General features: G+C 46.6%; 22 protein-coding genes. 12 read left to right on the forward strand and 10 right to left on the reverse strand.

The genetic code is table 11. From position 1 onward, the window contains the following. The first annotated feature begins 95 nt into the window (after window positions 1-95). The gene (locus tag L1D31_RS06950; protein ID WP_239836314.1) at window positions 96-1,037 is read left to right on the forward strand and encodes an EamA family transporter; all 942 of its coding nucleotides are present in this window, start codon (window positions 96-98) and stop codon (window positions 1,035-1,037) included. Here the strand turns inward: L1D31_RS06950 and L1D31_RS06955 are convergent. The 5 genes from L1D31_RS06955 to L1D31_RS06975 all read right to left on the reverse strand — a co-directional run bounded on the left by L1D31_RS06955 (window position 1,017) and on the right by L1D31_RS06975 (window position 5,972). After that, entirely contained in the window at window positions 1,017-1,922 is a 906-nt protein-coding gene (locus L1D31_RS06955) for a hydroxymethylglutaryl-CoA lyase (RefSeq protein ID WP_239836315.1), read from the reverse strand. The genes L1D31_RS06950 and L1D31_RS06955 overlap by 21 nt on opposite strands. Further along, on the reverse strand, window positions 1,919-2,731 hold the full coding sequence (locus L1D31_RS06960; RefSeq protein ID WP_239836316.1) for an enoyl-CoA hydratase/isomerase family protein: 813 nt from the start codon (window positions 2,729-2,731) through the stop codon (window positions 1,919-1,921). The genes L1D31_RS06955 and L1D31_RS06960 overlap by 4 nt, the downstream gene beginning before the upstream one ends. Before the next feature lie 9 nt (window positions 2,732-2,740). After that, window positions 2,741-4,345: a carboxyl transferase domain-containing protein gene (locus tag L1D31_RS06965; protein WP_239836317.1), complete on the reverse strand. Its 1,605-nt coding sequence runs from the start codon at window positions 4,343-4,345 to the stop codon at window positions 2,741-2,743. Window positions 4,346-4,355: 10 nt separating this feature from the next. Beyond that, window positions 4,356-5,525: an isovaleryl-CoA dehydrogenase gene (locus tag L1D31_RS06970; RefSeq protein ID WP_239836318.1), complete on the reverse strand. Its 1,170-nt coding sequence runs from the start codon at window positions 5,523-5,525 to the stop codon at window positions 4,356-4,358. Window positions 5,526-5,594: 69 nt separating this feature from the next. Further along, a complete protein-coding gene (locus tag L1D31_RS06975; protein ID WP_345772826.1) occupies window positions 5,595-5,972 on the reverse strand; it encodes a MerR family DNA-binding transcriptional regulator in 378 nt (125 codons plus the stop codon). A 253-nt stretch (window positions 5,973-6,225) separates the two neighbouring features. Here L1D31_RS06975 and L1D31_RS06980 point away from each other — a divergent pair, with 253 nt between their 5' ends. The 7 genes from L1D31_RS06980 to L1D31_RS07010 are packed head-to-tail and all read left to right on the forward strand — an operon-like array spanning window position 6,226 to window position 13,766. Further along, window positions 6,226-7,437 (forward strand): acetyl-CoA C-acyltransferase, encoded by a 1,212-nt coding sequence (locus L1D31_RS06980; protein WP_239836319.1) that lies wholly within the window; start codon window positions 6,226-6,228, stop codon window positions 7,435-7,437. Window positions 7,438-7,454: 17 nt separating this feature from the next. After that, a complete protein-coding gene (locus L1D31_RS06985) occupies window positions 7,455-8,948 on the forward strand; it encodes a CoA-acylating methylmalonate-semialdehyde dehydrogenase (RefSeq protein ID WP_239836320.1) in 1,494 nt (497 codons plus the stop codon). An 11-nt stretch (window positions 8,949-8,959) separates the two neighbouring features. Beyond that, window positions 8,960-10,114, forward strand: a complete 1,155-nt coding sequence (locus L1D31_RS06990) for an acyl-CoA dehydrogenase family protein (protein ID WP_239836321.1) — start codon at window positions 8,960-8,962, stop codon at window positions 10,112-10,114. 18 nt (window positions 10,115-10,132) lie between these two features. Beyond that, a complete protein-coding gene (locus tag L1D31_RS06995) occupies window positions 10,133-10,921 on the forward strand; it encodes an enoyl-CoA hydratase (RefSeq protein ID WP_021455857.1) in 789 nt (262 codons plus the stop codon). Between the two features lie 8 nt (window positions 10,922-10,929). Further along, window positions 10,930-12,060, forward strand: a complete 1,131-nt coding sequence (locus L1D31_RS07000) for an enoyl-CoA hydratase/isomerase family protein (protein ID WP_239836322.1) — start codon at window positions 10,930-10,932, stop codon at window positions 12,058-12,060. Window positions 12,061-12,092: 32 nt separating this feature from the next. Further along, window positions 12,093-12,995 carry a 3-hydroxyisobutyrate dehydrogenase gene (gene mmsB, locus L1D31_RS07005; RefSeq protein WP_239836323.1) on the forward strand — a complete coding sequence of 301 codons (903 nt, stop codon included), beginning with the start codon at window positions 12,093-12,095 and terminating at the stop codon, window positions 12,993-12,995. A 12-nt stretch (window positions 12,996-13,007) separates the two neighbouring features. Then, window positions 13,008-13,766 (forward strand): SDR family oxidoreductase, encoded by a 759-nt coding sequence (locus tag L1D31_RS07010; RefSeq protein WP_239836324.1) that lies wholly within the window; start codon window positions 13,008-13,010, stop codon window positions 13,764-13,766. A gap of 64 nt (window positions 13,767-13,830) precedes the next feature. Here the strand turns inward: L1D31_RS07010 and azu are convergent, their stop codons facing one another. After that, window positions 13,831-14,286, reverse strand: coding sequence for an azurin (azu, locus tag L1D31_RS07015; RefSeq protein WP_239836325.1), 456 nt, complete (start codon window positions 14,284-14,286; stop codon window positions 13,831-13,833). Between the two features lie 101 nt (window positions 14,287-14,387). Further along, window positions 14,388-16,055 (reverse strand): electron transfer flavoprotein-ubiquinone oxidoreductase, encoded by a 1,668-nt coding sequence (locus L1D31_RS07020; protein ID WP_239836326.1) that lies wholly within the window; start codon window positions 16,053-16,055, stop codon window positions 14,388-14,390. Window positions 16,056-16,269: 214 nt separating this feature from the next. Here L1D31_RS07020 and L1D31_RS07025 point away from each other — a divergent pair, with 214 nt between their 5' ends. The 3 genes from L1D31_RS07025 to L1D31_RS07035 all read left to right on the forward strand — a co-directional run bounded on the left by L1D31_RS07025 (window position 16,270) and on the right by L1D31_RS07035 (window position 19,227). After that, on the forward strand, window positions 16,270-17,019 hold the full coding sequence (locus tag L1D31_RS07025) for an electron transfer flavoprotein subunit beta/FixA family protein (protein WP_239836327.1): 750 nt from the start codon (window positions 16,270-16,272) through the stop codon (window positions 17,017-17,019). An 11-nt stretch (window positions 17,020-17,030) separates the two neighbouring features. Beyond that, the gene (locus tag L1D31_RS07030; RefSeq protein ID WP_239836328.1) at window positions 17,031-17,969 is read left to right on the forward strand and encodes an FAD-binding protein; all 939 of its coding nucleotides are present in this window, start codon (window positions 17,031-17,033) and stop codon (window positions 17,967-17,969) included. Window positions 17,970-18,063: 94 nt separating this feature from the next. Beyond that, entirely contained in the window at window positions 18,064-19,227 is a 1,164-nt protein-coding gene (locus tag L1D31_RS07035; protein WP_239836329.1) for a GGDEF domain-containing protein, read from the forward strand. Here the strand turns inward: L1D31_RS07035 and L1D31_RS07040 are convergent. From L1D31_RS07040 to pdhA, 3 genes are read right to left on the reverse strand one after another with little or no spacing between them, the layout of a single operon-like run. Continuing rightward, window positions 19,220-20,356, reverse strand: coding sequence for a dihydrolipoamide acetyltransferase family protein (locus L1D31_RS07040; RefSeq protein ID WP_239836330.1), 1,137 nt, complete (start codon window positions 20,354-20,356; stop codon window positions 19,220-19,222). The genes L1D31_RS07035 and L1D31_RS07040 overlap by 8 nt on opposite strands. Continuing rightward, window positions 20,353-21,336: an alpha-ketoacid dehydrogenase subunit beta gene (locus L1D31_RS07045; protein ID WP_239836331.1), complete on the reverse strand. Its 984-nt coding sequence runs from the start codon at window positions 21,334-21,336 to the stop codon at window positions 20,353-20,355. Before L1D31_RS07045 ends, L1D31_RS07040 begins: the two co-directional genes overlap by 4 nt. Further along, window positions 21,329-22,423 carry a pyruvate dehydrogenase (acetyl-transferring) E1 component subunit alpha gene (gene pdhA / locus L1D31_RS07050; RefSeq protein WP_239836332.1) on the reverse strand — a complete coding sequence of 365 codons (1,095 nt, stop codon included), beginning with the start codon at window positions 22,421-22,423 and terminating at the stop codon, window positions 21,329-21,331. The genes L1D31_RS07045 and pdhA overlap by 8 nt, the downstream gene beginning before the upstream one ends. A gap of 787 nt (window positions 22,424-23,210) precedes the next feature. Between pdhA and L1D31_RS07055 the strand changes: the two genes are divergently transcribed. After that, a complete protein-coding gene (locus tag L1D31_RS07055; protein ID WP_239836333.1) occupies window positions 23,211-25,523 on the forward strand; it encodes a methyl-accepting chemotaxis protein in 2,313 nt (770 codons plus the stop codon). The last annotated feature ends 10 nt before the right edge of the window (window positions 25,524-25,533 follow it).

The raw sequence follows: 25,533 nt of genomic DNA on the forward strand, positions 1-25,533 counted from the left end.
TATAAAATCAAGTAAAGTGTCTTTTCTGCAAAGTTAAATGCTATTCGCTTGTTTAAGCTGTGCTTATCATAATGATAAATACAAAGAGTACAGCTATGAGTCAGAGGCTAAAAACACACAATGAACAGCTTGGAGTTCTGGTCATCCTGTTTGCTTCTTTATTGTGGGGGACGACTGGTACCGCAGCCACGTATGCGCCTGATATAAGCCCGTTGGCTATTGGTGCTTTTTCTATGGGTGTGGGTGGACTTCTCCTGGCTCTGTTTGCTTGCAACACGATCAGAAAAGATCGGCGCATATTGAAATCCAATAAAGCTATTTTGTTGACCGGAGCATTTGCTTTGGCCGTTTACCCTCTCGCGTTTTATAGCTCTATGAGAATGGCCGGTGTGGCGATTGGGACGGTAGTCTCTATCGCGAGTGCGCCATTCTTCGTAGCATTTCTGGAGTGCCTGTTTGGCAAAGAGAAAACAATTGATACCCGCTGGGTGATAAGCCTCATCGTGGGCTCAACTGGTATCCTTTTACTGACTCTATCAGAGACATCAACTACCACACAAACTGATATTCAACACATGAAATACATAGGAATAGCGCTCGGATTGCTTGCAGGTTTCACCTATGCCACTTACGCGTGGGCGGCCAAAATGCTCATCACTGAAGGTGTACATTCCAAATCTGCGATGGGAAGTATTTTCGGGCTGGGCTCACTATTGCTGTTACCTTCACTGTTTTTTACTGGTGGTAATCTGTTTGCGACACCAATAAATACATCTGTCGCCTTGTACATGGCGTTTGTTCCAATGTTTCTTGGTTATGTCTGCTTTGGTTATGGGTTAAAAACAGTGTCTGCCAGCAAAGCGAGTTTGTTGACGTTGTTTGAGCCTGCTGTAGCTGCAGTATTTGCGGTAGTTGTGGTGGGAGAGCATATTGGCATGTCAGGATGGGGAGGAATTGGGCTGATAATGGTTTGCTTGTTACTTCAATCCTATCAGCCCAAAAATAGCGAGAGTTTGTTAGCTACGCAAAGCCAGTGAAACTTTGGAAGTCGGCTGGCGCCCTAAGGCGTCGCTGATTTCCCACCCTGCCTGAGCGAGGCGATATAGATCCACGCCCGTTTCAATCCCTAAACCTTGGCAAAGATAAACCACATCTTCGGTCGCTACGTTACCAGTTGCGCCTGCAGCATAAGGGCATCCCCCTAACCCTGCTACGCTACTATCGACAACACGAACGCCCATTTGAAGGGCTTGGTATATATTGGCAAGCGCTTGTCCCCAAGTGTCATGGAAATGAACAGCGACCTGCTGTGAAGGTACTCGCTCAAAAACCGCGTTGAGCATGTTCACAATTCGTACTGGCGTACCCGTACCAATCGTGTCTCCAAGAGACACTTCATAGCAACCAAGATCAAGCAGTGCTTGAGCAACCTTGGCGACCTGACTGGGCTCGGTTGGGCCGTCATAAGGGCAATCGACGATACAGGATAAGTAACCTCTAACCGGAATGCCTTTGTCTTTTGCTTGAGCCACCACTGGGCGAAATCTTTCCAGGCTTTCTTCAATAGAACAGTTGATGTTCTTCTGACAGAAACCTTCTGAAGCCGATGTGAATACCGCAACTTCATCGGCACTGGTGTTTAGGGCTTGTTCGAAGCCTCTCAGATTGGGAGTCAGCACCGAGTAAGTCACTCCTGTTATACGAGTGATTTGAGACATCACCTCCATCGAATCCGACATTTGTGGTACCCATTTTGGCGAAACAAAGGAACCCGCCTCAATGTGTGTTAAACCGCAGCAGGACAGTTGATTAATAAGTGAAACTTTCACTTTTGTAGAAACCAATTCCTCATTTTGCAAACCGTCACGAGGACCTACTTCAACTATCTTGACTGACTCTGGTAGTAACGAGGTCGTCGTCATTCACGGCCTCCCATTGCCCAATTTGGTGGTCGCTTATCAAAGAAAGCTCTAAGACCTTCTTGCCCTTGCTCAGATACCCTGACTTTTGCGATTAATTGACTGGTGTATTCAATTAAAGCATCGTCAAGCGCCTGAGAGTCACACTCTCGAATCAGAGCTTTGGTTTGCGTAAGCGCAGCAGGGCTATTAAGCTGCAACTGATTTACCATTTCAGTGACGGCTTTCTCCAGTTCGCTGGCTTCAACAGCTTCATGAATCAAACCAATCTCAACCGCTTTGTTGGCGCCAAAGCGCTCTGCAGTCAGCATGTAGCGCCTTGACTGGCGAGCACCAATCGCGCGGTTTACATAGGGCCCGATGGTCGCTGGAACAAGTCCTAGCTTTACTTCGCTGAGACAGAACAAGGCGCTTTGATCAGCAATCGCGACATCACAGCAACAGATGAGCCCCAGAGCTCCACCAAACGCACAGCCATGAACAACAGCGAGAGTAGGGTGAGGGAAGTTATCCAAGCAGCGCATCAACTGAGCAAGTCTTGACGCATCTTGCTGATTTTCCAGTTCACTTTTACCTACCATTGACTGCATCCAGCCAAGATCAGCGCCTGCAGAAAAGTGCTTCCCGTTACCACGTAACACCAAGCATCTGACTTCTGGGAGTTGTGCCAGTGAGTTAATCGATTCTATTAACTGTTCGATAACCTGCGCGTTGAACGCATTGTGCTTGTCTGGCCGGTTAAGTGACAGACTGGCAACGCCGAATGTATCGACGCTGCAAGTGAGATAGTCGGTATCTTTTAGAGTGGTCATGTCAGGCTCCTACATTCTAAAGATACCGAAATGGCTATCAGGCATCGGAGCATGCTCTGTCGCGCTGAGCGCTTGGGCGAGAACATGTCGAGTTTCTTTAGGATCTATGATGCCATCATCCCAGAGGCGTGCACTTGCGTAGTATGGGTGGCCTTGTTCTTCATACTGATCAACGATGGTTTGCCTGAACTGACCTTCTTCCATTTCTGACCAAGGTTCGCCTTGGCGTTTCAGGACCTCACGTTTCACTTGGGTGAGCACGCCAGCGGCTTGTTCACCGCCCATTACTGAGATGCGAGCGTTAGGCCACATCCACATCATCGTTGGCTCGTAAGCTCGACCGCACATACCGTAGTTGCCCGCTCCGTATGAGCCGCCAATGATGATGGTGAATTTAGGCACATCAGCACAAGCCACTGCCATGACGAGTTTGGCGCCATGTTTGGCGATGCCACCTTCCTCAACTTTTTTGCCAACCATGAATCCCGTAATGTTCTGTAGGAACAGCAATGGAATTTTTCGTTTGGCACACAACTCGATAAAGTGGGCGCCTTTCTGCGCTGATTCCGCGAACAAGATGCCGTTGTTCGCGACGATGCCAATGAGTTTGCCCTCGATACGAGCAAAGCCACACACCAAAGTCGTGCCGAATAGGGCTTTAAATTCATCGAAATCGGAATCATCAACAATACGTGCAATCACTTCTCTCACATCGAAAGACAAGCGAAGATCGGCATTGACGATGCCGTAGATATCTTCAGCGGGTAGACGTGGTGGCAACACCTTTTCCGTCTGGGGTATCACAGGTTCTTGATTGCTGCTTGCAAGTGCTTCTCGCGCCATATGGAAAGCTTGTTGCTCATTTTCTGCGTAGTAGTCTGCAACCCCTGATTTACGGCAATGAACATCTGCGCCGCCGAGTTCTTCGTCCGTCACGATTTCACCTGTGGCCGCTTTAACTAAAGGAGGCCCGGCAAGGAAAATGGTGCCTTGTTTTTTAACTATCACAGAGACATCTGCCATCGCCGGAATATAAGCGCCACCTGCGGTACAAGGCCCAAGAACAACCGCTATTTGTGGTATACCCTTGGCAGACATTCGTGCTTGATTAAAGAAAATACGCCCAAAATGGTCTTTGTCTGGGAACACCTCAGCTTGGTGAGGTAAGTTCGCGCCACCCGAGTCGACCAGATAAACACAGGGCAAGTGGCAGCGTTCAGCGATTTCTTGTGCTCTGAGGTGTTTTTTCACTGTCAGTGGGTAGTAGGTACCGCCTTTGACTGATGGGTCGTTGGCCAGCACCATACAGGTAACCCCTTTTATTTTGCCGATACCTGCAACGACACCCGCACAAGGGATTGATTCTTCATAAACATTCCACGCTGCGAACTGACCGACTTCTAAAAAGTCTGATCCTTGATCGAGCAGAAGATCAATACGTTCGCGTACCGGAAGTTTTCCTTTCTTTCGCTGTCTTTCGACAGCCCTAGCGCCACCACCTTGTTTGATGGATTCAACATCTGCGTTCAATTTTTCGACCAGTCCACTCATCGCTTGCTGATTTTTGGTGAACAGGGGAGAGTCGGTTTTGATTTTAGTTTTTATGATTGCCATAACATCCTCGTTAGCGTGACTCTTCAAACAGTTCACGCCCGATAAGCATCCTGCGAATTTCAGAAGTACCTGCGCCAATTTCATAGAGTTTGGCGTCTCTTAATAATCGGCCAGCAGGGAATTCATTGATATATCCATTACCGCCTAGCAGCTGGATGGCATCGAGTGCAAGCTGTGTTGCTAATTCGGCGCTGTAAAGAATCGCGCCAGCGGCATCTTTTCTTGTCGTTTCACCGCGGTCACAGGCAGCGGCAACGGTATAGACATAAGCGCGTGCCGCGTTGGCACGGGTGTACATATCTGCCACCTTGGCTTGAACTAACTGGAACTCACCGATGGACTGACCAAATTGCTTACGGTCATGAACGTAAGGCACGACAAGATCCAAGCAAGCCTGCATGATGCCTAGTGGGCCAGCGGCAAGTACCACACGCTCGTAATCTAAGCCACTCATTAAGACTTTGACGCCTTGGTCTACTTCACCAAGTACGTTTTCAACGGGTACTTTGCAGTTTTTGAAAACCAGCTCGCAGGTGTTTGAGCCTCGCATGCCGAGTTTGTCGAGCTTTTGAGCGTGACTGAACCCTTCAAAATCACGTTCGATGATGAAAGCGGTGATACCCCGTGAAGCCGCGCTAGGGTCGGTTTTGGCATAAACGACGAGTACGTCTGCATCTGGGCCGTTGGTGATCCACATTTTGGTGCCATTTAGCACATAATGATCGCCGTTTAATTCGGCTTTGAGCTGCATACTGACAACGTCTGAGCCTGCATTGGGTTCGCTCATTGCCAGCGCACCAATGTAGGAGCCATCGATTAATTTAGGTAGGTATTTTTCTCTTTGAACAGCATTTCCGTTGCGGAAAATCTGATTCACACATAGGTTAGAATGAGCACCGTAACTAAGTGCAACAGAAGCAGACGCACGGCTTATCTCTTCCATGGCTACCACGTGTGCTAAATAGCCCATTGCGGCGCCACCATATTGTTCGTCTATGGTCACGCCAAGCAAGCCCATTTCACCCATTAGCGACCATAAGTGGTTCGGGAATTGGTTTTCCTCGTCCACTTTGGCCGCGATAGGTGCAATGTGCTCGCGGGCAAAAGCATTCACGTGTTCCCGCAACATATTCACAGACTCATCAAGCCCAAAGTTGAGGGGGGTGTACTGAGATATCATATCGCCTCCGATTCAGCGGTTTTTGCTGGTTACGATCCCTGGCGGATTAATGATGTCTCGAGAAGCGCTTTAGCTGGCTTTTGAACGCTGCAACGCTTCTTCACATCGTTGGCGAGCGGTATTCAAATCGTCAAGGACGATGGTGATGTCCTCAAGTTGACGTTTGAGTACATCTTCCTTCTCATCAATGATTTTGAGCATCTTAATCAACTGGGTATCTATTTGATTAGTATCGTAAAGCTCTAACAAGTCGCGTATCTCGGCCAATGAAAAACCAAGTCGCTTCCCTCGTAAAATCAACTTAAGACGAACCCTGTCTCTGCGCTGATAAACTCGCATACTGCCTTTGCGCTCAGGTTGAATTAGGCCCATATCTTCGTAAAAGCGGATACTTCTTGTTGTGATATCAAACTCTTTAGCGAGCTCGCTGATTTTGTATGTTTCCACCAGATGAAACTCCCCAACTGCCAGGTGATAGACAATCACACTTTCCACTACGACGGTAAAAAAGATTTTACAGGTTGTGAATGTGTTTCTTTACGTTAACGTAAATGTTAGTGCTATGCTTACGTAAACGTCAAGAAATAACCATGCAAAAAACAAATGGCTTTGAAAAGTGAAAGCGGCGTCGTGAATTTAGCTGCTTTGTGGTCGCAGAGGTAGTAAAGCCGTTACTCAACAATCTTGTGAGGAGCAGGCAATGCAAGAGAAAGAGATTTGGATAGTTGCAGCGAAGAGAACGCCAATGGGGCGTTTTCAGGGCATGCTTTCTGAATATTCTTCACCCAAGCTAGGGGCGGTCGCGATAAAGGCGGCAATGGAAGAGCAATCTTTATCGCCAGAGTTAGTCGATGAAGTGTATATGGGCTGTGTGTTGCCCGCAGGCTGTGGGCAAGCGCCCGCTAGGCAAGCTGCTTTGGGAGCTGATCTACCGAAAGCGGTGGGTTGTACGACCATCAATAAAGTTTGTGGCTCCGGTATGAAAGCAGTAATGCTAGCAAACGATCTTATTCGAGCGGGCAGTGCCAATTGCATTGTTGCAGGAGGTATGGAGAGCATGACTAATGCGCCGTATTTGCTTAAAGAGTCACGCTCTGGGATGCGCATGGGTCACAAATCGACCTACGATCATATGTTTTTAGATGGTCTGCAGGATGCGTATGAAGGTGAACTGATGGGCGTCTTCGGTCAGCAAATTGCCGATAAGCTTGAATTTACCCGAGAGCAAATGGATGAGTGGGCAACCTTGTCGGTTAACCGAGCGATTGAAGCGCAGCAGCAGGCGTTGTTTGCCGATGAGATCGTCCCTGTTGCTCTCAAGAAAGATCCTCCGCTTGATTATGATGAACAACCACGCTCAATCAAACCTGAAAAAATTCCTCAGTTAAGGCCTGCATTCGCCAAAGATGGTTCGATTACCGCAGCCAACTCCAGCGCAATATCCGACGGGGCTGCCGCTCTTGTGGTGATGGACGCGCAGACTGCCAAGCAGCAGGGTTTGGAACCACTGGCCATTATCAAAGGTCATTCAACGCATGCCCGTATTCCTGCTGAATTTACATTGGCACCTGTTTACGCGATCGAGCAGCTTCTATCTCAGCTAGATTGGGCGGTGGACGAAGTGGATTTATGGGAAATCAACGAAGCTTTTGCAGTGGTGACGCAGATCGCTGTCAAACAGCTCAGCCTCGATAGCGAGAAAGTTAACGTGAAAGGAGGTGCGTGCGCATTAGGCCATCCCATTGGTGCCAGTGGTGCAAGAATTCTTGTCACGCTGATTCATAGCCTTCGTCAGTTGCAGGCTCTGGGCACAGATGGAAACAAGAACAACAAACGCGTGGTGCGAGGTGTTGCATCACTCTGTATTGGTGGCGGTGAAGCAACCGCAATGGGTATTGAGATCCCACTATAAAAGAAAAGGACATCATTATGACTCAGTCAGTTCCCTTATTTATTGGCGGTGAGTTCTGCCAGTCACAGACCAATGAATGGGTTGAGGTGACCAACCCGGCAACCAGTGAAGTCATTGCCAAACTTCCTTGTGCGACTGAACAGGAAATGGAGCAAGCGATTCAAAATGCCGCTGAAGTATTTAAATCTTGGAAGGAAGTTGCGGTATCGGAGCGAGCTCGCTTGATGTTGCGTTATCAGCACTTACTTAAAGAGCACCATGACGAGCTAGCGGAGCTTCTTTCAAAAGAGACCGGAAAAATCACCATCGATGCGAAAGGAGATGTTTGGCGCGGAATCGAGGTCGTTGAACAAGCTGCGAATATCGCCAGTAACATGATGGGCGAAACCGTAGAAAACGTTGCGACAGAAATTGATACTTACTCGATGATTCAACCGCTAGGGGTATGCTGTGGTATCACACCGTTTAACTTCCCAGCCATGATTCCATTGTGGATGTTCCCACTGGCAATCGCCGCAGGTAACACCTTCGTTCTTAAACCTTCTGAGCAAGTGCCGCTTACTGCGATGCGTTTGGCTGAATTATTTGAACAGGCTGGTGCACCAAAAGGTGTTCTGCAGGTTGTTCATGGCCGCAAGAATCAGGTAGACAAACTGCTCGTTCATCCTTTGATTCGTGCTGTGTCATTTGTTGGCTCCGTGCCTGTTGCTCAATACATCTATCAGACGGGCACCAACTTCAATAAACGTGTTCAGGCGTTTGCCGGTGCGAAAAACCATATGGTTGTGATGCCAGACGCCAATAAAGCGCAGGTGATAAATAACTTGGTTGGAAGCTCAGTTGGCGCGGCTGGGCAACGATGTATGGCTATTTCAGTTGCGGTGTTCGTTGGAAGTTCGAAAGAGTGGGTCAATGATCTAAAAACTGAAATGGCGAAGATGACTCCGGGGGCATGGGATGATGGCAACGCAGCGTACGGGCCATTGATCAGCAAAGAAGCTAAGAATCGTGTAGTGAGTTTGATTGAAGAAGGCAAAGCGCAAGGGGCTGTGTGTGCACTAGACGGTACTCAGTGCCATGTTGAAGGTATGCCGGAAGGTAACTGGCTGGGCCCGACCTTGTTCACAGGTGTAACGACTGATATGTCGGTCTATGAGCAGGAAATCTTTGGTCCTGTTTTAGTTTGCCTGGAAGTCGAGACGCTAGAAGAGGCGATCGAACTGATCAATAACAACCCATACGGCAACGGAACATCGATCTTCACTGCAAACGGTGCGGCTGCACGTAAATACCAACACGAAATTCAGGTTGGTCAGGTGGGTATCAATGTCCCGATTCCAGTGCCTTTGCCGTTTTTCTCATTCACTGGATGGCGTGGCAGCTTCTATGGCGACCTGCATGCTTACGGTAAGCAAGCAGTTCGATTCTATACTGAAACCAAAACTGTTACATCGCGCTGGTTTGATGATGATATCCCAACAGGGCCAAACTTAACCATTCAACTGCGATAACGGGAGGACAAATGGATTTTGAACTTAATGAAGACCAACGTGCATTTGCTGAAACCGCTCTGCAGTTTGCGATGGATGAGTTAGCGCCGATGGCTGCTGAGTGGGATGAAAAGCAGCTGTTTCCGAAAGACGTACTCAAAGCTGCAGGTGAATTAGGTTTTCTAAGCCTGTATACGCCGGAAGATCAGGGGGGCTTGCAACTCAGCCGTCTTGATTCCTCGATCATCTTTGAGCAACTGGCGATGGGGTGCACCTCCACCACGGCATTCATGACCATTCACAACATGGTGACCTGGATGATCGCCAGTTTTGCCACTGAGGAAGCTAAAGAAGAGTTTTGTCCAAAACTGATCACTGGCGATTGGCTTGGTTCATATTGTTTAACTGAGCCGAACGCGGGATCCGATGCCGCTTCATTGACAACCTCTGCGAAAAAGCAGGGCGATGAGTACATCATCAATGGCGGTAAAACCTTTATCTCCGGTGCTGGTGACACAGAAGTGTTAGTCGTGATGGCGCGTACAGGCGATAGCTCAGCAAAAGGTGTTTCTGCTTTTGTCATTCCTGCGGGTGCGGAAGGTATCAGCTATGGGCGAAAAGAGCCCAAAATGGGATGGAACAGTCAACCAACACGTGCCATCACGTTTGACAATGTTGTAGTACCTGAAAAGTACTTGTTAGGGAAAGAAGGGGAAGGCTTTACGTTCGCTATGAAAGGGCTGGATGGAGGACGCATCAATATCGCGACTTGTTCCATAGGTACTGCGCAGCAGGCATTGAATGAGGCGATGCAATACGTCAAAGAGCGCAAACAGTTTGGTAAAGAACTGGCTCATTTTCAGGGGCTGCAGTTCAGGTTAGCTGACATGGTGACTGAGCTGGTCGCTGCCAGACAAATGGTGCGCCTCGCGGCAAGCAAATTGGACAATCAGGACCCAGAAGCCACGGCATATTGTGCGATGGCAAAACGATTTGCAACCGATGTCGGTTTTAAGATTTGTGACCAGGCACTTCAGTTATACGGTGGTTACGGCTATATCAAAGAGTACCCGATGGAGCGTCATTTCCGCGATGTGCGTGTTCACCAGATCCTTGAAGGTACTAATGAAATCATGCGATTGATCATCGCGCGTCGAATGCTGGCTGAAGGCTCTCAACTACTCTAATCGAAAGGATGCTCAACGATGAATCATTCAGAAGGAAGTACCATTCAACATACGATTCGCAACCATGTCGCAGTCGTTACCATGAACAACCCTCCGGCGAATACGTGGACAGCGCAAAGTCTGGCTCAATTGAAACAACTCGTCTTAGACCTTAATGAGAACAAAGACGTTTACGCCTTAGTTATTACCGGGCAGGGTGAGAAGTTCTTCTCTGCCGGTGCTGACCTTAAATTGTTTGCTGATGGTGACAAATCTGTCGCAGTAGATATGTCGCGCTTGTTTGGTGAGGCATTTGAAACCTTATCTGCATTCCGTGGTGTTTCCATTGCCGCCATTAATGGCTATGCGATGGGGGGCGGTCTGGAAGTGGCACTAGCTTGTGACATTCGAATCGCAGAAGAGCAGGCGGTTATGGCGCTTCCAGAAGCCAAAGTTGGCCTATTGCCTTGTGCTGGTGGTACGCAAAACCTGACAGCGCTTGTCGGTGAAGGCTGGGCGAAACGCGTCATCTTGTGCGGTGAACAGATTGATGCGGCAAAAGCACTCAACATCAAGTTGGTTGAAGAGGTTGTCAGCAAAGGGAATGCCCTTGATGCAGCAATTAGCCTTGCAGAAATGGTGGCAAATCAATCTCCGTCTTCGGTCACTGCTTGTAAATCATTGATACAAAACACAAGGACGAGCCCACTAGCACACGGTTTGATGAAGGAGCGTGAACTGTTTATTCAGTTGTTTGACACTCAAGATCAAACAGAAGGTGTCAACGCGTTCCTAGAAAAACGTCAACCTCAATGGAAAAATGGCTAGGAGGCAACATGACAGCAACCGTTCATTTTAAAGAGCTGCCATGCCAGGATGGGAATACCAAGATTGGTGTGGCGACTCTTGATAATGCGCCCTCACTGAATGCCTTGACCTATGACATGTTAGTTTTGCTCACAGAGAAACTCGAAAGCTGGCAAGAAGACGACACTATTGCTTGTGTCTTGTTGGAAGGGCAAGGTGAGAAAGCGTTCTGTGCTGGTGGTGACGTACGCACCATGCATGACGTCATGCGAGATAAATCCAGTCAGGAAATCGAAGCGTTCTGTACCACTTTTTTCAAACTTGAGTACGAATGTGACTATCTGATCCACACCTACTGTAAGCCAATTATCGCGTGGGGTGAAGGCATCATCATGGGCGGCGGAATGGGCCTTTATATGGGCTCTAGCCACAAAGTGGTGACGCCATCAACACGCTTGGCCATGCCCGAAGTGAGTATTGGTCTGTATCCCGATGTCGGGGCCACGTGGTTCCTTAATAGGCTTGAACCTGGGGTGGGGCTATTCCTCGGTTTAACGGGAGTGATGATCAACGGTAGCGATGCGCTTGATGTAAATTTAGCTGACCACATGGTGCTTTCAGAAGAGAAAGAGTCGCTGGTTGAGCGCTTGTTATCTTTACTCTGGGACGAGCAGGAAGACGCTTATGAAGCGGTGACAGACTTGCTCATTGAATTCGGTGACAAAGTTAACGGCCACAAGCCAGACCCGCAAATGCAACCCTTTATGCAGGATATCCAACGCGCGTGCAGCGCTAGTGATGTTGTAGAAGTAAGTAAAAACATTCTGGATCTGGAAGGCCAAAGTAAGTGGCTCGACGTTGCGAAGAGAAATCATGCCTCAGGCAGCCCGATCACATCCCATATTTGTTTCAGGCAGTTGAATCGATACAAAGATCTGTCATTAGCCGATTGTTTTCGTCTTGAATTGAATCTCTCGGTACGTTCTGGGCTGTTAGGGGAATTCCGAGAGGGCGTCAGAGCCAGACTGATTGATAAAGATGGTGAGCCTAAATGGCAGTTCAGCCGTGTCGATAATGTCAATGAAGCCGTGATTGATACCTTGTTTACATCTCTTTGGGATGAAAAGTCGCACCCGTTGGCACAACTGGGCCATTACTAAGCTCTACGAGCAGGGAAAGAAGGAAATAATTCATGAGTACCATAGCGTTTATAGGTTTAGGTAATATGGGCGGCCCGATGGCCGAAAACTTACTTGCTGCTGGTTTGAAAGTGCAAGTGTTCGACTTAATGCCTGAAGCAGTAAAAAAACTGGAGTCCGCCGGTGCCGTTGCTGCGCCCACAGTGGAAGGTGCCGTCAAAGGCGCGGATACGGTAGTAACAATGTTACCAGCGGGCGAGCATGTACGAGCTGTATATCTTGGCGACCATAGCGGTGGTGTTGGCTTACTAAATATGGTTGAAGATGGTACTTTTCTGATTGACTCTTCGACTATTGACCCTCAGTCAGCTCGCATTGTTGCTCAGTGTGCGGCAGAGAAGGGGCTTGATTTTGTTGATGCCCCTGTCTCTGGCGGTGTGGCAGGGGCAAAAGCGGGGACGCTGACCTTCATTGTAGGAGGTTCAGACAGTGCCTTTGAAAAAGCAGAGTCTGTGCTTAAACATATGGGCAAAAACATCTTCCATGCTGGTAAAGCTGGTGATGGACAGATGGGTAAAATCTGCAACAACCTGATGTTGGGTATTCTTATGTCAGGGACTTGTGAAGCACTAAACCTAGGCATTGATAATGGATTGGACCCGAAAGTCCTTTCTAACATCATGCTGCAGAGCTCTGGCCGAAACTGGGCACTGGAACTGTATAACCCTTGCCCAGGTGTGATGGAAACAGCACCTGCTAGCAACGAATTTAAGCCAGGTTTTATGAGTAAACTGATGCTTAAAGACTTGGGGTTAGGGTTGGATGCTGCTTCGCAGAGTCAATCTTCCGTGCCGATGGGGTCATTAGCCCGAAATCTGTATGCTTTTCACAACGCTAATGGCAATGAAGAGCTAGACTTTTCAAGTTTGTTCGAGTTTTATCAATCTAAAAAGTAACGGAGTTCGCCGATGGATCTAAAACAGAGCGTAATAGCGATTACTGGTGCAGGGCAAGGCTTAGGCCAGATGATGGCTATCACACTCGCGCAAGCTGGCGCGGAACTGGCCCTACTGGATGTTAACGAAGATGCCCTGATGGACACCAAAGAACAGTGCAATATGCTCGGGGTTAAAGCACTGACTTACAAAGCTAATGTGACGGATGAGCATGAAGTGGAGCAGGTATTTAGTGACATTGTCACTGATTTCGGGCAGCTAGACGGTCTGATCAACAATGCTGGGATTCTTCGCGATGGTTTACTGGTGAAAGTCAAAGATGGTGAGATGACTAAAATGTCGCTTGAGCAATTCAACTCCGTGATTGACGTGAACCTTACTGGAACGTTTTTGTGTGGACGAGAAGCAGCGGTTCAGATGATCAATTCCAACCGGAAAGGGGTCATCATCAACATTTCTAGCGTTGCTCGTGCTGGAAACATCGGTCAGACAAACTATGCGGCGTCTAAAGCAGCTGTAGCGACTCTGGCGGCGACTTGGGGTAAAGAGCTGGCAAGGTACGGTATTCGAGCGGCCGCTATTGCACCTGGTGTGATTGAGACATCGATGACGGGAGCGATGAAACCAGAAGCGCGTGAGCGTCTGGAAAGAATGGTACCTGTGGGTCGGATGGGCGATCCCAAAGAAATTGCTAATACGGCTAAGTTTATCTTTGAGAATGACTATGTGAATGCGCGTGTATTTGAAGTCGACGGCGGTATATTTATGTAAAGCTTAAGCTTTCAAGCGTTAAAAGGCACGTGAGTTACGTGCCTTTTTTTGTTTTAGAAATGAGTTACTTTAACTCGAACTTCCCTTTCATAATTGCCCAGTGGCCAGGGAAAGAACAGAAGAAGGTGTAGTCACCACCTGGACTCATTTTTTCTGTACTGAATGTCACTGAAGTGCTTTCACCACCACCAATGATTTTGGTGAACGCGTAAACACGTGCATCATCTGGTTTGACGTAGTTGTTCGCCGCTCCCGCAGACATACCTTCTGTACCCACAGCCTGAACATTTGCTGTATCGGTGATAACCACGTTGTGTCCCATAGAGGTTGCAGCTAGCTTACCTGTATGGTTCAACGTTAGTGTAACTTCTTGACAGCTAGACGGGACGCTAATGCTGTTAGTTGAGAACTGCATCATGTCGTTCGCATCAACAGAAACAGAACATTCTGCGCTTGCTTGAGCTCCGAAGCTGACCGAACCAATGACAACAGCAAGAATTCCAACACTACGTTTAATCATATTTATTCCTCACGGTTTGTAGTTGAGACCTATTCTCATATACGTAAGAAATTGAAACTTTGATCACTTTCACTAAGTGCTGGATTTCTCGTTAAATACAGTTACATATTCTGATAATTGGGACCACCGCCACCTTCTGGCGGTATCCAAGTGATATTTTGCGAAGGATCTTTTATATCACAGGTTTTGCAGTGCAAGCAGTTGGCGGCATTGATCTGTAGCTTTGGCTTGTTATCTACCGTGACAATTTCATACACGCCAGCAGGGCAGTAGCGTTGGCTGGGCTCATCAAAAAGAGGCAGGTGATTTTCAATAGAGATACTTTCACTGGCAATAATCAGATGACAGGGTTGGTCTTCTTCATGCTGTGTGCCTGAAAGGTAAACAGAAGAGGGCTTATCAAAACTTAGTTTTCCATCGGGTTTAGGATAGTGAATCGCGTCGCACCGGGAAATTTCTTTCATCGAAAGGTAATCTGCTTGCGGATCTGAAATCGTCCACGGTGCTGCTTTGTTAAATAGAGACTGCCAGATGTTTTGTTCGAAGGTTGCTAATGCGCCTCCCATAATCGCACCGTATTTGTGGATTGAAGAGGCGAAGTTTCGGCTCTGCTTTAGCTCGTCAAACAGCCACGATGACTCAAACAGGTTTTGATAATCAGCTACTTTCTGGCTATCGTCTGCTTGGAGTGCGTCAAACACCGCTTCGGCAGCGAGCATGCCGGATTTCATAGCAGTATGACTGCCTTTGATTTTTCCTGAATTCAACGTCCCTGCGTCGCAACCAATCAGTAGCCCACCCGGAAACTGCTGTTTGGGTAATGAGTCAAAACCGCCTTTAGCGATCGCTCTTGCGCCATACGAAATCCGTTCACCGCCTTCGAGGTATTGTCGAATCACAGGGTGGTGCTTAAAACGTTGAAATTCATCGAATGGGCTGAGGTATGGGTTCGAGTAGTTTAAATCAATGATCAACCCGACGACGACCTGATTACCTTCTAGATGATAAAGAAAACTACCACCGCTAGAGTCTGTTTCGTTCAGAGGCCAACCTGCGCAATGAAGCACACTACCTGCCTTATGGATCTCGCTGTCCGGAGGGAGTTGCCAGATTTCTTTTAATCCAAGAGCATAGTGTTGCGGTTGTCGACCCTCACTGAGGTTGAATTTATTGATTAACTGTTTGCCCAAGTGACCGCGTGCACCTTCAGCAAACACAGTATATTTGGCTTTCAGTTCTATCCCAGCTTCAAACGTTGGTTTTTGTTCTCCTGATTTGTTCAGACCCATATCGGATGTGTTAATCCCAGTAACTACACCTGACTCATCATAATTCACACTAGCGGCGGCAAAACCCGGATAGACTTCAATCTCCAACTCTTCGGCTTTCTGACCAAGCCAGCGGCACAAGTTGGCTAGGCTAATTACGTGGTTGTTGGAACTGTTGTGCATTAGCTTGGGAGTCAAAAATGCAGGCATCTTGATATGGTTGCTTGCTGTCGTCATGTACATGAACTCATCACGGGTGACGGGATTATTGATTGGCGCACCAAGTTCTTTCCAGTCAGGGAAAAGTTCATCCAATGCTTTGGTTTCAAAAATCGCACCTGAAAGTATATGTGCACCGACTTCAGCCCCTTTTTCAACAACACAGATTGATAGAGGTACTTCGTTGATTTTACTGAGTTGGGCGAGTTTGATTGCGGTCGACAACCCCGCAGGTCCGGCTCCGACGACGACGACATCAAACTCCATACATTCTCTTTCCATGGTGTAAACCTACCTTGCCAATTAATTCTTATAGATAAATATAGTGCAGTTGACGTAAACGTAAACTTTACTAAGCTGAGTATAGGTTAAAAAACCGACACGAGTTGTGTTTAATGTGATGTTAAGCCGCAAAATTGCGACATAAAACAACGATAAACACATCATCTATCTACTTGTTATCGTTCTGGAAATGCTTTAGCACCAAGGAGGAGATGTGAAAATACTAGTCGCCATAAAGCGAGTGATTGACCCTTATGTCAAAGTTAGGGTGAAGAGTGATGGCAGTGGTGTTGAAACCAACAACGTCAAAATGTCGATGAACCCATTTTGCGAAATTGCTGTGGAAGAAGCGGTTCGCCTGAAAGAATCCGGTGTTGCAGAAGAGGTGATTGTCGTCTCTATTGGTGATACTGCGTGTCAAGAGAACCTTAGGGGGGCATTGGCGCTAGGTGCTGATAGAGCTATTCACATAGAGGCAAATGAGTCACCAGAGCCGCTAGTCGTGGCAAAGTTACTGAAAGGCTTAATCGAGCAAGAGCAACCTGGCATCGTCCTTCTGGGTAAACAATCCATTGACACTGACAACAATCAGGTCGCGCAAATGCTCGCCGCGTTGACTCATAGACCTCAAGGCACATTTGCTTCCAAAGTCCAAGTCGACGGAGAGTGGGTAAGTGTAACACGCGAAGTGGATGGCGGTTTAGAAACGGTGAAATTGGCCTTACCTGCGATCATTAGTACCGATTTACGTCTTAACGAACCTCGTTATGCTTCATTACCGAATATCATGAAAGCCAAGAAAAAACCTTTAGATGTTATTTCAGCAGCGGATCTCGGTGTCGATTTGGTACGCAGCCATGAAATCATCGAAGTAATGACTCCAGCTGAGCGTTCTTCTGGAGTGATGGTCTCCAGTGTGGGGGAACTGGTTGATAAACTTAAGAATGAAGCCAAGGTGTTGTGAGGGGAATAAGTATGAATGCGAAAACCTTAGTCATCGTCGAGCACGATAACCAGACCTTGATAGCGGATACATTGAAAACCTTGTCAGCGGCGTCATCACTCAGCACTGAAATCAGCGCACTGGTCGTAGGCAGAGCTTGTCAGCGAGTCGTAGAGCAAGTCGCTAAAGTCGATATAGTCAAAGAAGTGTTGGTCGCAGATTCAGACGCTTATCAAGATCAGCTAGCAGAGAACTGTGCTTCATTAGTACAACAGGTTGCGGCGGACTTTACACATGTGCTTGCTCCTGCGACGACGTTTGGTAAGAACCTAATGCCAAGAGTGGCGGCTTTACTGGATGTCGGACAATTATCAGATGTTATTAAGATTGAGTCTGAGGATACTGTTATCAGACCTATCTATGCCGGTAATGCGCTAGCAAAAGTAAAATCATCAGACCGGATTAAAATGATGACCATTCGAAGCTCTGCATTCGATATGGTACCGATAGACGACGATTCTTCCGCAGAGATCAAGCCTGTGGATATTAACGTCGTAAACGATTTATCCCAATTGGTGGAGCGTCAGAGAACAGAAAGTGCACGTCCAGATTTACCTGCTGCGAGAGTGGTTGTGTCTGGCGGCCGAGGTCTTGCTAGTAAAGAGAACTTTGTGATGGTCGAGCAGCTCGCTGATAAGTTAGGTGGTGCTATTGGCGCGTCACGTGCTGCTGTAGATGCAGGCTTTGTCTCTAATGACCTGCAAGTGGGGCAAACGGGCAAGATTGTTGCGCCAGATCTATATATTGCAGTCGGGATTTCAGGGGCGATTCAGCACTTAGCTGGAATGAAAGATTCTAAGGTGATTGTCGCTATCAATAGTGATCCTGAGGCTCCCATATTCCAGATTGCCGATTATGGCTTGGTTGGCGACCTGTTTGAAATATTACCAGAATTAACTAACTCAATTTAAAAGTAAAACCCCGCTAAAAATTAGCGGGGTTTTATGTGTAAGCGAGCAATAATTCTCCTAAACTCAATCTATTGGTGTTTAGTGAGGGGATTCGATGAGCATACACTTAGATATAGCCACATTGTCTATTATCTGTGTTTTGTTGGCTTTATGTTATTGCATTGGATTGTTATTGATTCAGCAACTTCAACCTACCGTTAGAGGTATTAGCACAATAGCTTTTGCGCTGCTTTTACTCTCCGTGAGTTTCCTTCTCCTTAGCTTTGGTAATCAAATCACTCATTGGATCTCTAAGATACTCGCCAACTCTTTAATGGCGTTTAGTTACATCATTTTACTTTGGGGAGTTTGTCAATTCAGAGGCTTCCCGAGAAAAACTGCCAACATAGGTTTTTATACTTTTCCAGTATTGATAGTCGGGTTAACCTATTTTACGTTCTTTATGCCTTCGACCAATGCACGTGTCATTCTTATGAGCACGTATGTATCAAGTTTATGCTTCATTACTATTATTGCTAATCAAAAAGGCAAAAATGCCGACATGACACCCTCTAAGTATCTGCTTTCAATAGGATTATCAACACAGGGCATCTATAATTTATTCCGTTTTATCTGGACGCTGTTTGAGCAAAGAATTGATGACTTCATGATTTCTGGAACCGCTCATCAACTGGCGTTTGTTAGTACATTACTCATGATCATATTCATCGGTTTTTCAGTGACATGGATGCTAACAGGGCGACTTGTTGCGACTATCTATGATACTTCCATCAAAGATGAATTGACCCAGCTTTATAACCGTCGTGCTTTGGAAGAGCTACTTCCTAGGGAAGTAGCTCGTTCGAGCCGACACAGGCAACCTCTATCGTTGTTACTTCTTGATATCGATCACTTTAAAAAAATCAACGACACATATGGGCATCAAGCTGGGGATCGAGTGCTAAGGACTATGGGTAAGCTTCTGATACTGCAAACCCGTAAAGACGATTTAAGCTTTCGCTATGGTGGGGAAGAATTTTTAGTCTTATTACCAAATACTGATACTGAAAATGCGGTCATTGTAGCCGAAAAGCTGAGAGAGGCGATTAAGAAAGCAAAAATGTTACCGAGTAATGTCGATTTTTGTACCGCAAGCTTTGGCGTGACTCAGTTTAACGGTAGCGATGATTGGCAAAGCGCCATAGAGCGCGCAGATCAGGCACTCTATAGCGCGAAGGAAAATGGCCGCAACCAAGTCGCGGCTAAAAAAGCTAGTTAAGCTTCATTTCCAAGTGCTCAACTAATAGTTTGGTAAAGCGAGCGGCTTCGCCTCCGGTGCACGCTCTATGGTCAAAAGTGACCGAGAGTGGCATCGCTTTGACTGCGACCGCTTCATTATTTCGCATTACGACTTTTTCAATAATACGCCCCGCACCGACGATCGCCACCTGAGGAGGGGAGACAACCGGAGTCGCATAAATCCCTGCAATGGCACCAAAATTAGACAATGTGATAGTGGCATGTTGCAACTGCTCACGGCCAATTTTCCGGTCACGGATGCCTGTCACGGTTTCATTTAACCACGAGCGTATATCTTCCGTTTTCACCTCGTTAGCGTTACGCAGAACGGGGACGTATAAACCGTGGCTGCTGTCCACTGCAATACCAATATTCACAGAGCTATGTACGCATCGAGTCATTGTTTCAGCGTCAAACCAAGCATTAAGTGCTGGCTCTTTCTCACAGGCATGCACAATGGATTGGATCAGCCGACTCGAGATATCTTCCCCTTTTTTCCAATTTTCTAACAAGGCCTCCTCAGTAATCGTCACTGACGCCACATTGTGATGAGACTCAGCCATGGTGCCAGCCATGGTTCTACGAGCACCTTTTAGCACTTCTGTTCCCGGTTGCTGTTTGCCAGCTTCTTCGTAAATATCAGCGTCGGTAATTATGCCGTCATGGCCGCTGCCCTTTACTCGAAGAAGATCCACCCCGAGCTTTTTCGCCAATAAACGTGCAGAAGGCATCGCTGTGATCGGGGAGCCTTCGCTGGTGTTGTGTGAAGCACCGATCCAAAAATCGTCGACATCGACTTGATGAGTTTGGCTTGAGACATTGCCAACAACAGTTGCAGCATCTTTTTGCTTGGATTCTGCTTTCTTTGTCGTCCCTTCTTCTTCGATTTCTAATAGAAGGCTACCGATATTGATGACATCACCTTCCTCTCCATGTCGGCTGACAATTTTACCACTATAGGGGGCTGGTACTTCAACAACAGCTTTTGCTGTTTCGACTGTTAATATAATTTGGTCTACTTCGACCATATCACCGACGTTCACATGCCATTGCACAATCTCTGACTCTGCGAGCCCTTCACCAAGATCTGGCAATAAAAATGATCTCATTTCCATCCCTCCACGAGTTCTTTTGCTGCAATAACAATGTCTTCTTCCTGAATCATAAAGTAATCTTCATTTCGGTAGTAAGGCATAACCGTGTCCATACCTGTTACGCGTTTCGGTGGCGCCTTAAGAGTGCACATAGCATGTTCGGCCGCACGCGCAATGATCTCCGCACCGACACCACAGGTTTTACTGGCTTCGTGCACGACCAGTAAGCGTCCTGTCTTGTCGAGCGATTTCAAAATAGTATCCATATCGATAGGTTTGATGCTCGCGAGATCTATTACCTCAGCTTCAATACCTTGTTCTGACAGCCTTTGCGCTGCTTGTAATGACTCAACTACACAAGCGCCCCATGTGACTAGTGTGACGTCACGGCCTTTACGAAGAGTAAAACAACTATCAAGCGGTAGAGCTTCGCCATTATCAATGACATTAGATTTAACTGTGCGGTAAATACGTTTTGGCTCAAAGAACATCACAGGATCATTACTGCGAATAGCCGCTAGCAGTAATCCATAAGCACGCTGGGGTGATGATGGAATCACAACTCTGAACCCTGGAATGTGAGCAAACAGAGCTTCGATGCTCTCTGAATGATGCTCTGGTGCATGGATACCACCGCCAAAAGGTGCACGAAAAACCGCAGGGCAGGTTAGGCGGCCTCGTGTTCGATTACGCATTCGAGCAGCGTGACACATCAGGTGCTCCATGGCGGGAAACACAAACCCTTGGAACTGAAACTCTGCCACAGGTCTCAAGCCCTGCGTTGCCATACCGACACTCACACCACCGATCAAGGCTTCTGCAAGTGGGGTGTCAATGACTCGTTTTAGACCAAACTTTTCTTTTAGCCCAACAGTGGCACGGAATACACCACCATTGTCACCCACATCTTCACCTAAAACGACAACCTTAGAATCCTTGCTCATTTCATGATGCAAGGCGAGGTTAACTGCTTCAACGAGTGTAATCTCAGACATGTTTGCCTCCCTGTATTCGCATCGCTTTATTGATAAGTTCATCTCTCTGGTTATTCAGTTCTGTAACGGGGGATTCGTACAGATAGTCAAACGCAGATTCAGGAGCTTGAGGAGGGAGGTTAAGATAACGTTCAACCGCTTCTTCGACTTCTAGCTTTGCTTGAGAAAGTAAGGCTTGCTCTTCTTCTTCAGACCAGTGCCCGTAATTGAGGAGGTAATTTTTGAGGCGGAGAATGGGTTCGTACTGCCAAGCTTGGTTTAGTTCATCTTTGCTACGGTAGCGGCTGGCATCATCTGCGGTCGTATGATCACTGAGACGATAGCTGATTGCCTCAATAAGCGTTGCGCCTTTACCTTTTCTTGCTCTATCTAGGGCGGTAGATACAGCGTCAAACATGGCAACGACATCATTACCGTCCACGGTAATACCTGGTATTCCCGCCCCTTTAGCTTTCTCTGAGAGAAAATCAGCTGCGCACTGTAGAGCACGAGGGACGGAAATGGCCCATTGGTTATTGTTAACCACAAACACCAGTGGAATATTCCAAGTACCAGCACAGTTGATAGATTCAAGGAAATCACCTTTCGATGTTGCACCATCGCCACAGGTGACGAGTGCAGCATTATGGTCGCCTGCTATTTTTAACGCCGCCGCCACACCAACTGCATGAGTACATTGTGTGGCAATAGGAACACAGAATGGTAAGTCTTGGCACGATAGATGACTACCCTCAGGGCAGAAGTCACTACCGCGTTCATCACCACCCCAGTATTGAAGATTCTTCTCCATACCTATACCGCGAACCCACATTGCAGGCATATCACGATAATAGGGGACGAAAACATCTTGTACTCGTAGTGCGTGGCCGATGGCTATACCAAAGGCTTCTGCTCCCAAGTGAGATGGGTAGGTTCCTAGCTTTCCGGTTCTTTGTAAGGCGACAGCTTTATTGTCGTAGGTGCGCGCGACAACCATGTCGCAATAGAACTTTTTCAGTGTTGCAGCATCAGCCCACTCAGGGAGTGGTTTAACTACTTGACCATGATGATCGATAAAACGATTCATGGGTAAGGCCTGAACGTTCATCTCAAGCTCCTTGTTGCGCTGCATTCTTTGGCAGCAATTGATTAACATCCTCCGGGCAAAACCAACTTTCGCGCACTGAACTCTGTTATAGCCTGAAATACTATTCTAGAGAATTAGCCATATGCATTCTTTCACACTGCTATATAAACTTAATCCAGTGATGAATCTTGGTTATGCCAGTTAACCTAAGTGTAACCAAAATGTTAAATTGCGCCTGATTTAGGGCGTTCCCTTGGAGTAAACTAATTCTTACAAACGTTAAAAAACAGATGAAAGTGCTGGTTTTTTTGAGTGGAAATATCGAAATCTGAAAAGATTCACTATCGATTTGGATAATTTTACAAGAATATTATCCGGATTTTTTTGCAAAATTTGTTTAAAAACTTCTTTTTGATACTCAAAACAGAGCCAAACTCGTTACTAAATGAATAACTCTATGATGTCATTAATTCGCACACGACATTCTTGCTTTATTAAATGACTCTATTACAGGCACATATAAGTTGATCGAGAATTATTTTTTGATGAAATAAATAGGTCAGACCAGTCCTAAATTACTACTTAATGAGTAGATGAAATTGAATATTTTCTGTTTTTTTCAAATGGTTACGTATTTATTAACCTCAGGGTTTAATTTTCTACAAAACAATAAATCCAACCTGGATCGAAAAAATCTACTTTTATGATTACACTTATATCACTAAATGCATATAAATCGTACGTCAGCTGGCAAGACTCTTCTGAATAAACAGAGGCGGAGATGGAGTTTCCGCAAAGAGGTTCGGTTATGAAGATTGCCACTAAAATAGTTTTGGCTTCAACCTTGTTATGTAGTATTGCCGTTGTTGCAACAGGGATTTTTGTAGGATGGAGAGCGTCAGTGCTCTCAGAACAAGCACTGTTTCAACGTGCCATTAGTCAGCTTACTTCCATTCGAGAAAACAAAAGAAGTGAAATAGAAAATTACTTCCAACACATACGTGGGCAAATGTTGACCACAGCAAACTCCATTGGTGTCAGGGATGCGATGGTGGCGTTTAAGGACACATTTGAGCGTTATCCTGTTGAATCTGTGAGTGCCAGTGATTTATCTCGCCTTAGCAATTATTACACGTCGAGTTTCGGTACAACCTATCGAACGGCTAATGGCGGAAACTCTGCAAATGAAATGCAGAAGTTGAATATGTTGTCACCGAGAGCCAAAGCACTTCAAGCTCGTTACATAGGTGTCAACCCAAATCCACTAGGCGAAAAGCATCAAATGATGGCAGACTCACTGGGTACGGGATACGATGAAGTGCATCGTAAGTACCACCCAAGCATCAAAGGCTTTTTAGAAGAGTTTGGTTATTACGACATTTTCCTAGTCGATCCTAGCGGCAATGTTATTTATTCGGTGTTCAAAGAGCTTGATTATGCGACAAACCTTAACTCTGGCCCTTATGCAGGCAGCGGTATCGCCAGAGCGTTCAAAGGGGCGCTAAATTTGGGGGCTTCTCAATATCACCTTGAGGACTTTGCGCCATACTTTCCTTCATATGAAGCGGCAGCCTCCTTTATTGCCACTCCGGTCAGAGTGGATAATCAAACTATTGGTGTACTGATATTCCAGATGCCCGTCGATAAGATTAACGGTATTATGACCTTTGAGGAAAACTGGAGTTATGCTGGACTCGGTGATTCAGGAGAAACGTATCTTGTTGGGCCTGATCATTTGTTAAGAAGTGAATCTCGCTTTCTTATCGAAGCTCCTGACCAATATTTTAAGGAGCTAGAAAGCTCAGGAGTTTCTAGCTCGATTATTGAACAAATACAAGGTAAATCTTCAGCGATTGGTCGTCAGATGGTGGATACGGATAGCGTTAAAGCAGCATTCCGAGGGCAAAGTGGTTCTAATGTGATTAATGATTACCGTGGTATAGAAGTTTTGTCGGTGTATTCTCCTCTAGATGCTGCGGGATTGCAGTGGGCGATTGTGACTGAAATAGATAAGGCAGAAGCGTTAGCGGATTTGGATGCACTTGTTCAGTCCAACTTTACGACGGTGATGACCAGTATTGTCGTAGGTGTCATAGCAGCCGTATTAGTTTCATACTTCCTTGGTAACAGCATTGCGCGACCTATACGCATTGCGAGCGAGAAAATACAAAAAATCAGTCGTGACAATGATTTGACAGAACGGCTTGAGGAAGATGGTAAAGATGAAATGGCGGATTTGGCGATGTCCCTCAACTCTCTCTTTACTCACTTACAGGATATTATTCGTAAGTTTGCTGAGGCGACCGAAAACCTCAATAGTAATACTCAAAGTATGACGGGGAATATGAACAGTACCCGAGCGGCCGTTCAGGATCAGAATCACAGAACGGAGTCGGTAGCGACTGCGGTAAACGAAATGAGTGCCTCAATTGCTGAGGTGGCACAGTTTGCGAGTCGAGCTGCTGAGTTTGTTAAGAATGCGAACGATACAGGCAGTGAAGGGGTAACTGTCGGACGTAATTTGGGCTCAGAAATCTCACGTTTAAACGAAGAAATGCAGACCGCTGTCGAGGCTATTGGTCGTTTACATCATGAAAGTAACTCCATTGCTGAAGTATTGGATGTCATACAAGGTATTGCAGAGCAAACAAATTTACTTGCTCTCAATGCTGCTATTGAAGCGGCAAGGGCGGGGGAACAAGGCCGCGGTTTTGCTGTGGTTGCGGATGAAGTCCGCTCCCTAGCTGGGCGTACTCAATCATCAACAGAAGAAATACGTGAGAAGATTGAATCCTTGCAACGTGAAACTAATGATGTATCGAAGAGTATAGAAAACGCTAATAGCACGGTTTCACAAGGAGTAGATACGTGTGACCAAAACGCAGTCATGCTGGAACAGATCGTGACTATGCTGAACGATCTTAACGAAATGAATGTGCAAATTGCGGCAGCAACCGAAGAGCAAAGAGCGGTGACTGATGAGATCAGTGGCAGTATTACCTCTATTGCAGATGCATCTTCAGCGGTATCGAGCCAAGTTAGTGATGTGGATAATGTTCTTCAGGGCTTGTCTTCACAGGCTGAGCAGTTAAATGCGGAAGTTTCCCAGTTCAAATATTAGCTAGTTATAA

This window comes from Vibrio sp. Isolate23 (genome assembly GCF_022398095.1).
Lineage (GTDB): Bacteria > Pseudomonadota > Gammaproteobacteria > Enterobacterales > Vibrionaceae > Vibrio > Vibrio coralliilyticus_A.